The organism is Halocynthiibacter styelae (genome assembly GCF_016123485.1).
GTDB classification, from domain to species: Bacteria; Pseudomonadota; Alphaproteobacteria; order Rhodobacterales; family Rhodobacteraceae; genus Halocynthiibacter; species Halocynthiibacter styelae.
Genome location: NZ_JADCKQ010000004.1, coordinates 18,235 through 31,152, shown reverse-complemented (window position 1 = coordinate 31,152; position 12,918 = coordinate 18,235). Strand labels below are relative to the sequence as shown.

The 12,918-nt window shown below is 54.8% G+C and carries 13 protein-coding genes and 1 tRNA gene; 6 read left to right on the top strand and 8 right to left on the bottom strand.

Features of this window, described 5'->3' with window-relative positions:
• Positions 1–30: 30 nt before the first annotated feature.
• The gene (locus tag H1D41_RS06390; protein ID WP_228848111.1) at positions 31–657 is read right to left on the bottom strand and encodes an MBL fold metallo-hydrolase; all 627 of its coding nucleotides are present in this window, start codon (positions 655–657) and stop codon (positions 31–33) included.
• A complete protein-coding gene (locus tag H1D41_RS06385; protein ID WP_228848110.1) occupies positions 650–1,039 on the bottom strand; it encodes a DUF1330 domain-containing protein in 390 nt (129 codons plus the stop codon). The genes H1D41_RS06390 and H1D41_RS06385 overlap by 8 nt, the downstream gene beginning before the upstream one ends.
• A 347-nt stretch (positions 1,040–1,386) precedes the next feature.
• Between H1D41_RS06385 and H1D41_RS06380 the strand changes: the two genes are divergently transcribed.
• The 4 genes from H1D41_RS06380 (at position 1,387) to H1D41_RS06365 (ending at position 5,589) form a co-directional block, all read left to right on the top strand.
• The gene (locus H1D41_RS06380) at positions 1,387–3,057 is read left to right on the top strand and encodes a cytochrome c oxidase subunit I (protein WP_228848109.1); all 1,671 of its coding nucleotides are present in this window, start codon (positions 1,387–1,389) and stop codon (positions 3,055–3,057) included.
• A 38-nt stretch (positions 3,058–3,095) separates the two neighbouring features.
• The gene (locus H1D41_RS06375; RefSeq protein WP_228848108.1) at positions 3,096–3,620 is read left to right on the top strand and encodes a DUF2244 domain-containing protein; all 525 of its coding nucleotides are present in this window, start codon (positions 3,096–3,098) and stop codon (positions 3,618–3,620) included.
• Between the two features lie 160 nt (positions 3,621–3,780).
• Positions 3,781–4,875 (top strand): Hint domain-containing protein, encoded by a 1,095-nt coding sequence (locus H1D41_RS06370; RefSeq protein WP_228848107.1) that lies wholly within the window; start codon positions 3,781–3,783, stop codon positions 4,873–4,875.
• Between the two features lie 54 nt (positions 4,876–4,929).
• Positions 4,930–5,589 carry a hypothetical protein gene (locus H1D41_RS06365; RefSeq protein ID WP_228848106.1) on the top strand — a complete coding sequence of 220 codons (660 nt, stop codon included), beginning with the start codon at positions 4,930–4,932 and terminating at the stop codon, positions 5,587–5,589.
• A gap of 191 nt (positions 5,590–5,780) precedes the next feature.
• On the opposite strand, the gene H1D41_RS06360 is transcribed toward H1D41_RS06365, so the two are convergent.
• Positions 5,781–5,867, bottom strand: a tRNA-Leu gene (locus H1D41_RS06360).
• Between the two features lie 195 nt (positions 5,868–6,062).
• On the opposite strand from H1D41_RS06360, the gene lipB reads away from it, so the two are divergent.
• On the top strand, positions 6,063–6,722 hold the full coding sequence (gene lipB, locus H1D41_RS06355) for a lipoyl(octanoyl) transferase LipB (protein ID WP_228848105.1): 660 nt from the start codon (positions 6,063–6,065) through the stop codon (positions 6,720–6,722).
• An 18-nt stretch (positions 6,723–6,740) separates the two neighbouring features.
• On the opposite strand, the gene H1D41_RS06350 is transcribed toward lipB, so the two are convergent.
• The gene (locus H1D41_RS06350) at positions 6,741–7,445 is read right to left on the bottom strand and encodes a hypothetical protein (protein WP_228848104.1); all 705 of its coding nucleotides are present in this window, start codon (positions 7,443–7,445) and stop codon (positions 6,741–6,743) included.
• A 201-nt stretch (positions 7,446–7,646) separates the two neighbouring features.
• Here H1D41_RS06350 and H1D41_RS06345 point away from each other — a divergent pair, with 201 nt between their 5' ends.
• Entirely contained in the window at positions 7,647–8,120 is a 474-nt protein-coding gene (locus H1D41_RS06345) for a c-type cytochrome (protein WP_228848103.1), read from the top strand.
• Between the two features lie 63 nt (positions 8,121–8,183).
• On the opposite strand, the gene dacB is transcribed toward H1D41_RS06345, so the two are convergent.
• The 4 genes from dacB to ettA form a co-directional block, all read right to left on the bottom strand.
• Complete coding sequence (dacB, locus tag H1D41_RS06340; protein ID WP_228848102.1) at positions 8,184–9,680, bottom strand: D-alanyl-D-alanine carboxypeptidase/D-alanyl-D-alanine endopeptidase; 1,497 nt, start codon at positions 9,678–9,680, stop codon at positions 8,184–8,186.
• Between the two features lie 64 nt (positions 9,681–9,744).
• A complete protein-coding gene (locus tag H1D41_RS06335; protein WP_228848101.1) occupies positions 9,745–10,380 on the bottom strand; it encodes a nicotinate-nucleotide adenylyltransferase in 636 nt (211 codons plus the stop codon).
• 160 nt (positions 10,381–10,540) lie between these two features.
• A complete protein-coding gene (locus tag H1D41_RS06330) occupies positions 10,541–11,140 on the bottom strand; it encodes a hypothetical protein (RefSeq protein WP_228848100.1) in 600 nt (199 codons plus the stop codon).
• Positions 11,141–11,246: 106 nt separating this feature from the next.
• Entirely contained in the window at positions 11,247–12,902 is a 1,656-nt protein-coding gene (gene ettA / locus H1D41_RS06325; RefSeq protein WP_228848099.1) for an energy-dependent translational throttle protein EttA, read from the bottom strand.
• Positions 12,903–12,918 lie beyond the last annotated feature (16 nt).

Sequence of the window (12,918 nt, the reverse complement as noted above, 5' to 3'; positions counted from 1 at the left end):
ATTCCGGGGGACGCATTTTGTAGGTGCAGATCAGGCTGCGGTCAGCTCTGGGCATGCGCAAAACGGGCTTTGGGCTTTCCAGTCCGGGGCCTGACCAAGGTAGACTGAGGGCAGGATCAGATCGGCCTCAACCCCGGCAAGATGTTGCAGGCTGTTCTGCATATCCATGTGAGTGCCACCGTCATCTTCTATGACCAGTGTTTTCCAGACGCCATGATCCGGGTAGATGACATCCCCGACAAACAACACCCGCGTTCCATCCGCGAGGATCGCGCGATAGCAGATATTATTGTCGGTGTGACCCGGGGTATATATGGCCTCAACCCCACCGGGAAGGATCTGCCTCTGCGCCGGGTCCAGCATCAGGTCCAGTTCTGTGCCTTCCGGCATATATTTCTGCATCGCGCGGTGCCCGGCCAGCTTGCTGTTCAGCTGTTGGCGGGCGCGAAACACGCCTGGCGAAATTTCGTGGTTGTGGCTCAGATAGATATGCTGAACGCCACCCATACGGTTTACGCCCGCCAGGCTACGGTCGTTTTCAGAGGCATAGATCAGATCCATGCCCTCCGCGTGTTCGATCAGATAGGCGTGACTGTTCAGAGTTCCGAACCGGCGTTCAACGGGCAGCTGCCAAAGACCCTGCGCGATTTCAAACATTCTGATCCTCCGGGGTGTCGGTGTTATAGGCATGATCCGGATTTTCCCGGGCCCATTCCGCTGCATCGAACCCTTCTACCGCAAAGGTGAAGTTGGGTGGGATTGCATCCGTGCGCAGATGTTTTACGGTCTGATATTCATCAGAACGCCAGAAGCCCTGTAGTGCTGCCATGGTTGGGAATTTAAACAGGGTGAAGCGGGCATTGTCTTTCCATTCGCCTTCAAAGTGATCCATGAACTGCCCGGTTTCTCCTGCAACGATCAGCTCGCCGCCCCATTTCTCCAGGATCGGATGAGCGGCTTCGCCGTAAGGGTCCAACGGGGGATGCCCCTTTGGCATGAAGGAACTGGCGACAAGATAGGCGGGTTTGGGATCAGACATGGGGCATTCCTTTTTGGCTGTGATTCTGTACTGATCTCAGGTGATAATTCCTCAAGTTAACTTGAGATCAAGCACTGTCTGACGGAAACGTGGTGATCCTTTCGGACGTTCAGAATCACCGTCGCGTCCAACGCAGTTGATCCGGTGCAGTGCGAGGTTTCCTTCGCCGTGCGATTGAAATCACTGCACAGGCAGCATATTTTTTGCTGAAATTCCCTGCTGCGACGCTCTGCATCGTTGCGACTGCGTGTGAATATCTCTAAGACGGTTTCAAATGTATGGGTGATCTGTGTCCGCTTGCGGGCCTGATTCCTGTATCGGAACGAAGATTTTTGGGGAGACTCCGCATGGCAGACGCAGCCATTCACGGCGACGAGCACCATGACGAGCGTGATTTTATCACCCGTTGGTTTATGTCAACAAACCACAAGGATATCGGCATCCTGTACCTGATCGCTGCGGCGCTGGTGGGTCTGATTTCTGTTATTTTCACCGTTTACATGCGCCTTGAGCTGCATGAACCAGGTGTTCAGTACATGTGCCTTGAAGGGGCACGGTTCTTTGCGACAGATGAACTCTGTACGCCAAACGGCCATCTCTGGAACGTTATGATCACCTATCACGGTGTTCTGATGATGTTCTTTGTGGTTATTCCGGCGCTGTTTGGTGGCTTTGGTAACTACTTCATGCCGCTGCAGATTGGTGCGCCTGACATGGCGTTCCCACGGATGAACAACCTGTCATTCTGGCTGTTTATTGCAGGTGTTGCCCTTGGTGTGGCGTCTCTGCTGGCACCAGGTGGTAATGGTCAGTCCGGTTCCGGTGTGGGCTGGGTTCTTTACCCGCCGCTGTCCACCTCTGAAGGCGGGTACTCTATGGACCTTGCGATCTTCGCGGTTCACGTGTCCGGTGCCTCATCCATTTTGGGTGCGATCAACATCATCACAACCTTCCTGAACATGCGTGCCCCGGGCATGACAATGTTCAAAGTGCCGTTGTTTGCATGGTCTATCTTTATCACAGCCTGGCTGATCCTTCTGGCTCTGCCTGTGCTTGCGGGTGCGATCACCATGCTGCTGATGGACCGTAACTTTGGCACAGGCTTCTTCCAGCCAGGCCAGGGTGGTGACCCGATCCTGTACCAACACATCCTGTGGTTCTTCGGCCACCCGGAAGTGTACATCATCATTCTGCCGGGCTTTGGTATCATCAGCCACGTGATTGCGACGTTCTCTCGCAAGCCTGTGTTTGGTTACCTGCCAATGGTCTGGGCGCTGATCGCGATTGGTGTTCTGGGCTTCGTTGTCTGGGCGCACCACATGTATACCGTTGGTATGTCCCTGTCGCAGCAGTCCTACTTCATGATGGCAACGATGGTGATCGCGGTGCCGACAGGTGTTAAGATCTTCTCCTGGATTGCGACGATGTGGGGCGGTTCGATCGAATTCAAAGCGCCGATGATGTGGGCGTTTGGCTTCCTCTTCCTCTTCACTGTTGGTGGTGTCACCGGGGTTGTGCTGTCTCAGGCTGGTATGGACCGTCTGTACCACGACACTTACTATGTGGTTGCACACTTCCACTACGTGATGTCCCTGGGTGCGATCTTCTGTATCTTCGCAGGTATCTATTTCTACTTCGGCAAAATGACCGGCAAGAAATACCCTGAGTGGGCAGGTCACGTACACTTCTGGATGATGTTCATCGGTGCAAACCTGACCTTCTTCCCACAGCACTTCCTGGGTCGTCAGGGCATGCCACGTCGTTACATCGACTACCCTGAGGCATTTGCTTACTGGAACGAGATTTCCTCTTATGGTGCATATCTGTCCTTCGCATCCTTCCTGTTCTTCCTCGGCGTGATGTTCTACTCCCTGCTGTGGGGTAAGAAAGAAACCGAAGCGAACTACTGGAACGAATATGCAGATACTCTGGAATGGACCCTGCCGTCCCCCCCCCCAGAGCACACATTCGAAATCCTGCCAAAGCAGGAAGAGTGGGATCGCAGTCATTCACATTAATCTGAGGTTCGCCACAGATGCCATATGAATGGTCTGACATGAATACAGGGGCTCCGGTGGAAACCGGGGCCCCTTTTTATGCGCATGTGGATGCAGGCCGGCCGCTTGTTCTGACGGCCTGGCCCTATCGTTCACTGAAGAAGAAAGATTTTGTGCGCTTTATGGCGGCAACATCAGCGCTGCTGTTTCTGCCCCTTCTGGCGCTTCTGGGGCAGGGGCCTTTGTGGGTGATGCTGCCCTTTCTGCTGGGGGCCATTGCACTGATCTGGTTCTTCATTAACCGCAGCTACCGCGATGGGACTTTGACCGAAGTGCTGGAACTGACCGCAGACACAGTACATCTGACCCGGCGAGAGCCAAAAGGCGCGATCCGGGAATGGCAGGCCAATCCCTATTGGATCACAGTGACACTGCACCGCAACAAAGGCCCTGTGCCGCACTATCTGACCCTGCGGGGGGACGGCGCGCGCGAGGTGGAGCTTGGCGCATTCCTGACGCCTGAAGAACGTGTCCGCCTGTCTGAAGAGTTGCAGTTCATCCTGGGGCGGGTGAAGGGGACGTAACCCTTTCCGGTGGCGATGCTGCAGAGGGCCGGGGCCTCGCTGATCTTCCTGTCTGATCACCGCATCAAAACACAATTAGACAGAGATTCATTTATGCTGTAATCACGCACAACGTGCCGCAAAGAGCACATGTTGATCCGTAGTACAGGTAGTTGATACATTGGCAGAGTTTCAGTTTGCCATCTTCTCGGCAGATAACTTTCTGAATCCCGATAATCCGGGCCACCTTCCTATTGAAGATGGCACGCATCTTTCTGAACTTTCCAGTGGCGATACGCTGACCTGGCTGAGTGGTGGAACTTCGGCAAGCGTCACTGTGGTCGATAATGCCAATTCGATTTTCGACGAAGCGCATAGCAATCAGACACTGGCGGCAAACGTAAATTTCAATGGTTCAAGCTATGGTGCCGGGCAGGTGGTGACGCCAAGCTATATCTTAGTTTTGTCTGGTTCAGATGGAAATTCATACCGTCTGATGAGTTTCAATTTCTCCCCCAACAGCGGCCTGCAGGAACCAGATGCCGCGGCATGGCTTGGCGATATTCCTCCGCCTGGGACGGTTCTGACCGTGACCGGAGAGCAAAACCCAACCGGCGCCAGCGGCCCGGATTTCAATCTGATTGCGCCGTGTTTTACACGTGGGGCCCGGATTGCGACCCGTGACGGCGCGAAAAGGGTGGAAACACTTCGCCCCGGTGTCAAAGTCCAGACCGAAACCGGCCACTACTCGGAGATCCTCTGGATCGGTTCAAAACAGTTTGATCTGCACGCGCTGACGGCAAATCCTAGGCTCTGGCCCGTTCGTATTTGCGCAGGCGCATTGGGGAATGGTCTTCCTGAACGTGATCTTCTGGTTTCACGTCAGCACAGAATGCTGGTCAGTTCCAGGATCGCATTGCGCATGTTTGGGCAGGCCGATGTTTTGATACCTGCGATCAGACTGACGGCCCTTCCAGGGATCGCGATTGATACCAATGTAACAGAGGTAGAGTATTTCCACATTCTGCTGGCCAATCATGAGGTCGTCTTTGCTGAAGACGCGGCAACGGAAAGCCTTTATACCGGCAAAGGGACGCTCGCGGCTCTGTCCCCGGAGGCCCGTGAAGAAATCATGGCTATCTTTCCAGAGCTAACTGCACCCGATTATGTGCCGGTTGCTGCGCGATACACTCCCGACGGCGCAAAGCAGAAACGCCTCATTCAGCGCCACCTGAAAAACCGGCAACCTGTGCAGGGCATGACAGAGCGCGTGTAGGTTGTGTAGCTTCATCATTCGAATACCTGACAACTTTTTATGAGATAAAGTAACATGCGCCTGAAAATAGTTGTGCTCGCCGTTTCTGCCGCTTGCATCGCCGGGACATTTTTCGGTGTGCGTTATTACAAGCAGTCTGCTTATCCTGTGTTGCAGATTATCAATTGCGGTGATTATGAGCTCCAGGATAGGCCTGACATATCAAGTGAGTTTTCACGTTTAGTATCTCTGTGTGAGAAACCCCGGGAGTTCACCTGGAACACCGGTCTGAATGTCGGTGAAAATTTGTTATTTTGGAGAAGTATTTACGCAGATAGAAACCTTACTCGGGGAAGTTATCCGATCCTCTCTATCAATCAAGCACCTGATGAATACGTGCCAGACGCGGAAGGCATGTATCAATTGTCTGCCTTTGTCAACATGACGCGGGAAACCTGCGATGACGGGCAGTGTATAGCAGATATCGTATCGCAACGAATAGCAAATTCGGATGTAACCAGCCCCGTTTATCGCGTCCAGGGGGTCACCTGGGTTCCGGTGTATTGCAAAACCGGAGACAATGAAACTGTGTCTATATCCGAGTATCTGAACATGCAGACAGGTGATGCTTCTTCCAGCAGAGATCAATTGCCTCTCGAACACTGTTCTTCGCCTTGCTTTTCTTTCGAAGCTTGCAAAACAGAATTAATCTCAATCCCACAACGAAGCAAATAAGTAACATTGGCCTGACGTCAAATAATGTAACTATTGTTACTGCTGCCAGTGACCTGCATGTGGGTGTTGTTCAGACCCCACTCGCACCGCCTGGTTTGGTATACGGTTGGGTGTCAATGTGGACGTAGTGCTACGCAATAGAAGCAATTATCCTGATCTGGTTAATAGGATTGTGCCATTTTTTAAGAAAATGGTGCGGTCGAGAGGACTCGAACCTCCACGGGTGTTACCCCACAGCGACCTCAACGCTGCGCGTCTACCAATTCCGCCACGACCGCACGTGATCAGGTAGTCTGTGGTCGCTTCATAGCGAGGGGAAAGCCGGAAGGAAAGAGGAAAAAACACCGGAAGATGAAAAATTCTGGCCTTTGTCAATGCGGCGGTGCTTTGTTACCTTCCGGGGTGGGTTTCAGTCCTGGTCATTCTGAAACGGGGGCGCTAAAACCTACGGGAGACTCGGGAAAGGGCGCGACATGGTTGAATGGATGATTTCTTCGGGGCTGGTTGATTATGACGTGGCCTGCCGTGAGATGGAAACCCGCGTCGCAAAGATTGCAGCCGGGGAGGCCGGAGAGGCGATCTGGCTGCTGGAACATCCGCCGCTTTACACCGCTGGTACTTCTGCCCGGCGCGAAGACCTGACCGATCCCGATCGTTTTCCTGTCTATGACAGTCCGCGCGGCGGCCAGTACACCTATCACGGGCCGGGACAGCGTGTGGCTTATGTTATGCTGGATCTGACGAAACGCGGGCGGGATGTGCGCAAATTTGTTGAACAGCTGGAAACCTGGGTGATCTCAACCCTGGCTGAATTCAACGTAAAGGGCGAACAGCGGGACGGACGCGTGGGTGTCTGGGTGCAGCGGGATGACAGGCCGCTGACGATCACCGGTGCTCCGCAGGAAGATAAGATCGCCGCCATCGGGGTGCGCCTGCGCAAATGGGTCAGTTTTCACGGGATTTCGATCAATGTGGAACCGGATCTGGATCATTTCAGCGGTATCGTGCCCTGCGGGATTACCGAACATGGTGTCACCAGCCTTGTGGATCTGGGCCTGCCGGTCACGATGGATGATGTTGATGTGGCGCTGAAACGGTGCTTCACCGAAGTGTTTGAGGCGCAGACAGATTAACCACCTGCGCCTGGTGGGTCAGTTTCCGTAACCGGGCAGATTTTCGTTGAGGTTGCGATGGCTGAAAGTGACGCCATTGCCGAACTCAAACCCGACGCGCAGGGCGAAGACATTCGCATCCTCACCACGATCCCGGTCATCAAATCGTCCGGCATCCAGTCGGACAAATGCACCTGACTGATGATGCCATGTTCCGCCGATACCATAGTAAATGATATCATCATCCCCGCCGCTGACGGCCAGATTACCGTGCAGGGAAAACTGTTCATTCAGGCCAAATTCTGCGTTCAGCCCGCCAACGGTCGAATCCCAGTCATCATCCAGCCCGTGATCTTCGTAGAAGTAGGCCTCGAGATCCCAGGCGCCTCGCTGATAGGCGAGTTCAATTCCAGTGTTGGAATAACGAAAGCCATTCCAGTCTTCCTGACCATAGTGGATCCCGGCTTTCAGGTTCTCAGAAAAGGTGTAAAATCCGTGTAACCCCCAGGAAGGAATGTTGTCACCTGCAACAAAGTTCCGGTTGCTGACATCGGCCTGAAGGCCAAAGGCACCAAAGCGCAATTCGCCGGATCCACCGATGATATCCGTTTGTTCTGTTGTGCCGCTGAAGTCGTCGGTCAGCCGGCTGACGAACACCTCGCCCCCGGAAAATTCAAATGCGTGCAGTGGGGTGGTCGCCAAAAGGGCGATGCCAAGAGTTGAAATTTTGATCTGCTGTTTCATTGTTCTGAGTCCTGTAAAAATGCCTGGAACAAATGAACTGGTTACAACCTGATTTATGGTACCATAAAACATCTCGAATATCTATTATTGTGGCGGAAATTCACTGAGACAGCCCCTGCGACAATAACACGGTAACAACCCGGGGCAGGCTGGCCTATATTGGTAGAAGAACGCGTGTAATGTACTACTGAAGAGGCAATCATGAACCGCACTATTTTTCTGACGGCAGCTCTTGCCCTCGCCCCCCTCACTGCTTTTGCTGAAGGTGACGCCGCCGCTGGCGAACGCGCTTTCAACCGCTGCAAATCCTGCCATGCAATCGCTGATGGTGACAATGTGATCGTGCGCGGTGGTCGTACCGGCCCGAACCTGTTTGGCGTGATTGGTCGCGCGGCAGCTTCTGTGGAAGGGTTCCGTTATTCTGCAGGTATCAAGGCGGCTGCTGAAAATGGCCTGGTCTGGGATCAGGAAAACATCCAGGCCTATGCCGAACATCCGACCAATTACCTGCGTGAGCTGAATGACGATGCTAGCCTGCGTTCGCCGATGGCCCCCCAGCGTTTCGGTGATTCCGGCCCGGATCTTGCGGCTTTCCTTGCAAGCCACAGCCCGGCCCCGGCAGAAGCCGCGGAACCTGAAGCAGAAGCGACAGAAGAAGCCGCTGCAAGCGAATAAGATCCTGCAATATTGTGTGGACGCAGACCGGTCTGATCAGGCCGGTCTGTTTTCGTTTTGGGGTTATCTTTCGTAAACTGCGGCCCAGCGTTCAATCAGCTTCAACTGCATCGCGCGGGACCGGCGGGACCAGCCGCGGGCGCCAGTCGGGGCCTCACGATCATTGCGGGCGATGGCGGCACGGCGGGGCAGGTCAGCTGTGAAGGTCGCAAAACTCAGATCGCGACCGCCTGGCGTCCGAATGTATCCGGCCAACGATGATACAAAGTTCAGCGTTCCGGTTTTGGCCCGGATATCAATCAGATGACTGCCCGCGCCGCCGCCGTTTTCTTCCTTCAGGCGGATTTCCTTCATCAAAGGCCGCAACGGGCCGCTGGTGCCGGCGGCGTTCAGAACCCCGACCATATCCGATGCAGACACGCGTGAGTTCTCGCCCAGACCGGAATGGTCATCAAACCGGGCGCGTCGCATGCCCATCCGGCTTTCAAGCCAGGATCCCATTTGCCGTGCAGAGGCCCGAAGGCTGTCGGGGCGATTGCCCGTTGCTGCACTTGCGCTGAGACCTGATATCTCGGCCATCAGGTTGTTGGAATACTTCAGCGTGTCCCGCAGGATCAGCGGAAGTTCTTCGCTATGATGTTGCGCAATCACGCGCCCGGCGGGGGCGGCGCTGACCATGCGGGGTTGCCCCAGTGACACGCCGTTTGCACGCGCCATGGTACGGAAGACTTCGCCCGCATAAGCCTCGGGATGGCGCACAGGCAGCCAACGGCTGCCGCTGCCGCCAAGCGCCTGACGCGAGACTGTCCATTGATCACGGCCATTGCGGGCGCTGTAGGTGTAGACCGGCAGATCGCGACTGACGATTTCCATGCGTGATGTGCTGACATCCGGGCGGTAGTTTTCGCTGCGGGCGTCCATGGTCACATCGTAGCCGCTGCCCGCACGCTTCCATTCAAAATGCACACGGTTGAAGTTCAGGTTCAGCCCGGAAATGGCGGGGTTATAGCCCACATGTTCCGGCTGATCCGGGTCGATCTCTGCGATATAGGGCAGGGCTGTGGCCTGGACGCGGAATTCTCCGCTGACCTCTGTCACACCGGCGGCGCGCAGGGACCGGGCCAGCGTGGCCATGTCATCGGTGTCGAGCGTCGGATCGCCGCCACCCACCAGCCAGAGATTGCCATTCAGCCGCCCGCCGGAAATCGGGCCATCTGCGTAAAGCTTTGTTGTGAAACGATAACCTGTGCCGAGATGCGACAGGGCATAGAGCGTGGTCAGGGCCTTGGTGACAGAGGCCGGGGGCAGGGGCAGGACGGGGTTTTTCGCCTCAAGGATTTCACCGGTACGCGTGTCGGACACCACAAAACCGACCTTCGCGCTGTTGCCCAGTTCTGCAGCGGCAACCAGCCGTTCAGCGCCAGGCGCAGCCAGGGCGCGGGCGTTGGCGGGGCGCGCGGTGGGATAGGGGCTGACGTCGGGGGCATTGGCGCAGGCGGCGGTAGCGGAGGTTGCCAGAAGGGAAGCCAGCACATCGCGGCGCGTAAAAACTGAGGTCATGAAAAAGCCCTGTAAAACCGTTGCAAACACATGAAATGATTTGTGCCAGAGGCCGCGCGTGATCTCAACCGCTTTGCGTGCCGGCTCCACCTTTCCAGGCACCTGTCGCACGGATCGCGGTGGAGGACGCTTTGCTCATCGGCACATTGATAAAGCACCAGGCGGGGCTGTCTGCATGGGCCAGTCGGTGGCTTTCTTTCCCGGAAATCCGTGCAAATTCAAAGCGTTTCGCTGCAGGGCTGATCCGGGCAGCGGTGCGCTGACCCGGGCGGGCAAGCACGCCGACAGGGACGTTTTCCATGATCCATTTCCAGCTGTCCCAGCGGTGGAAATCCGCCAGATTATCGGCGCCCATGAGCCAGATGAAACGGGTGCGGGGATAGGTTTTGAACAGGGCCTGCAGGGTTTGCGCCGTGTAGCGCGTGCCGCTGTGGCGTTCAAAATCTGTGGCCTCAATCCGCGGATGCTGTAAAAGTTTTTCACAGGCGTCCAGACGGTGATCCAGCGGGGCAGGGCCGCGTGATTTCAAAGGGTTGCCCGGTGTCACCAGCCACCAGATCCGATCCAGATTAAACCGTTTCAGTGCCTCTTCCGAAATATGCAGATGCCCTTCATGCGGCGGATCAAACGACCCGCCCAGCAGACCAATGGTCTCGTTTGGGGCAGCATGTGGCAGATGGTGACGCATGGGGGCTTTCATTGGGTTTCTTTAAACTCTTTAAACCTCGAAACGCTGGAAGTTTAAAGAGTTTAAAGGTGATTTTCGCCACTCCGCCCACCCGGCAAAGCCGGGTAGCGCCCGCCCCTCCCCACGGGAGGGCGCTTCGCACCCACCCAGGGTCAGGCGCTGTCTCTCGAAATTAAACCTGTTTGGCTAAACTTGAAATGGACCTGCAAACATCATCGAGGATCACAGATGTTTTTGCTGAAACAGTTTTATCTGAAAAACGGATTGGTTTTGTAAGATCCATCACGCAAAATGTACTATTCCCGTAGCGCGTAGAGGAAAAACTCTCGGACAAGATCAGACAGCCAATGTTTGCGTTTCTTCTTTCCAATGCTGGTTTGCTAGTCGCCCAAACGACGTGCAAGTATGTGTGCCCGTTTTCAACAGTTGAGAACCAAGGGCTAACAGTGATTTCGATTCCATGTGCGTGAACTGGGTAAATCTCCGTTTCGCGTACGATTGCTATAGATTTGTCTTTTCCAAAACGTTTGACGAAAGCATCAAATGCATTTCGGTTGTAACGCCTTTGGTGCTCTTGAGAAGGTGCATTTAGAATTTCATCAATGTCTGCTTGGTCTGCACCATCGATATGCGCGTTTATTGCATCTCGCAGGGGGCGATGAAATGGATATCCGGAGTTTGGTTTATTTAGTTTCGCATCTAGTGCAGCGTGTCGGCCATGGCTGTCTAGTTGACACATTTTCAAGAATGATGGGAGAGAAAAAGTTAGCATGAATATCCTTTAAGTTGTTATTTGAGTAAGTATTTGTGATCTCCGGTAAGTAATTTAAAGAGGGCTATCAGAAAAAAAAGGCCCCGAAAATCGGGGCCTTTTAAAATTAACGCACAAACTTCTTGTGCTTGATCCGCTTTGGCTCCAGGGCGTCGGGGCCGAGGCGGCGTTTTTTGTCTTCTTCGTAATCCGCGAAGTTGCCCTCGAACCATTCCACATGCGCGTCGCCCTCAAAGGCCAGCATGTGGGTACAGATCCGGTCGAGGAAGAAACGGTCGTGGGAAATCACCACCGCACAGCCGGCGAAATCCACCAGCGCGTCTTCCAGTGCCCGCAGGGTTTCAACGTCAAGGTCGTTGGTCGGTTCATCGAGCAGCAGCACGTTACCGCCGGAGCGCAGCAGGCGCGCCATATGCACACGGTTGCGTTCACCACCGGACAGCAGAGAAACCTTCTTCTGCTGGGTGGACCCTTTGAAGTTAAAGGCGGAACAATAAGCCCGCGCGTTGACTTCGGCATCGCCCAGCTGGATCACATCCAGACCATCGGCAATCGCTTCCCAGACGTTTTCATCCGGCTTCAGATCGTCACGCGACTGATCCACGTAAGACAGCTGCACCGTGTCGCCATATTCAACCGTGCCCTCATCCGGCTGTTCCTGACCGGTCAGCATCTTAAACAGCGTGGTTTTACCGGCGCCGTTCGGGCCGATCACGCCAACGATACCACCGGGTGGCAGGGCGAATGTCAGGTCTTCAACCAACAGCTTGTCACCCATGGCTTTCTTCAGACCATTGACCTCAATCACCTTATTCCCAAGGCGCTGACCGTTTGGAATAACGATCTGGGCGTTGGCCAGTTTTTCGCGCTCGGACTGGTTGGCAAGTTCGTTATAAGCCGAAATACGGGCTTTGGATTTCGCCTGACGGGCCTTCGCGCCCTGACGCATCCAGTCGAGTTCCCGCTCAAGCGTTTTCTGCTTGGATTTGTCATCCTTGGCTTCGCGTTCCAGGCGTTTTGCCTTGGCTTCCAGCCAGGACGAATAGTTGCCCTCATGCGGGATGCCTGAGCCACGGTCCAGTTCCAGGATCCAGCCGGTGATTGCATCAAGGAAATACCGGTCGTGGGTGACGATCAGGATTGTGCCTTTGTAATCAATCAGGTGCTGTTGCAGCCAGGCGATGGTTTCCGCATCCAGGTGGTTGGTTGGTTCATCAAGCAGCAGCATGTCAGGCGCGTCAAGCAGCAGCTTACACAGGGCCACGCGGCGTTTTTCACCGCCGGACAGGCTTGCCACATCCGCATCATCCGCAGGGCAGCGCAGGGCTTCCATGGAGACATCCACCTGAGAATCCAGATCCCAGAGGTTCTGTGAATCGATCTCATCCTGAAGACGGCCCATTTCTTCGGCGGTTTCGTCAGAATAGTTCATCGCCAGCTCGTTATAGCGATCCAGAATGTCCTTCTTCGCCTTCACGCCCAGCATGACGTTTTCACGCACAGAGAGGCTTTCATCCAGCTTTGGTTCCTGCGGCAGATAACCCACGCGCGCACCCTCAGCGGCCCAGGCTTCGCCGGTGAAATCCTTATCCATGCCCGCCATGATCTTCATCAGGGTGGATTTACCGGCACCGTTGACGCCGACCACACCGATTTTTACGCCCGGTAGAAAGGACAACTTGATGTTTTCAAAGCATTTCTTACCACCAGGGTAGGTTTTGGACACACCGTCCATGTGATAGACATATTGATAAGCGGCCATGAGGATGCTCCGTTGA

Coding starts and splice junctions, on each gene's coding strand:
- H1D41_RS06390 (WP_228848111.1), bottom strand. CDS start 657: ATGTTTGAAATCGCGCAGGGTCTTTGGCAGCTGCCCGTTGAACGCCGG.
- H1D41_RS06385 (WP_228848110.1), bottom strand. CDS start 1,039: ATGTCTGATCCCAAACCCGCCTATCTTGTCGCCAGTTCCTTCATGCCA.
- H1D41_RS06380 (WP_228848109.1), top strand. CDS start 1,387: ATGGCAGACGCAGCCATTCACGGCGACGAGCACCATGACGAGCGTGAT.
- H1D41_RS06375 (WP_228848108.1), top strand. CDS start 3,096: ATGAATACAGGGGCTCCGGTGGAAACCGGGGCCCCTTTTTATGCGCAT.
- H1D41_RS06365 (WP_228848106.1), top strand. CDS start 4,930: ATGCGCCTGAAAATAGTTGTGCTCGCCGTTTCTGCCGCTTGCATCGCC.
- lipB (WP_228848105.1), top strand. CDS start 6,063: ATGGTTGAATGGATGATTTCTTCGGGGCTGGTTGATTATGACGTGGCC.
- H1D41_RS06350 (WP_228848104.1), bottom strand. CDS start 7,445: ATGAAACAGCAGATCAAAATTTCAACTCTTGGCATCGCCCTTTTGGCG.
- H1D41_RS06345 (WP_228848103.1), top strand. CDS start 7,647: ATGAACCGCACTATTTTTCTGACGGCAGCTCTTGCCCTCGCCCCCCTC.
- dacB (WP_228848102.1), bottom strand. CDS start 9,680: ATGACCTCAGTTTTTACGCGCCGCGATGTGCTGGCTTCCCTTCTGGCA.
- H1D41_RS06335 (WP_228848101.1), bottom strand. CDS start 10,380: ATGAAAGCCCCCATGCGTCACCATCTGCCACATGCTGCCCCAAACGAG.
- H1D41_RS06330 (WP_228848100.1), bottom strand. CDS start 11,140: ATGCTAACTTTTTCTCTCCCATCATTCTTGAAAATGTGTCAACTAGAC.
- ettA (WP_228848099.1), bottom strand. CDS start 12,902: ATGGCCGCTTATCAATATGTCTATCACATGGACGGTGTGTCCAAAACC.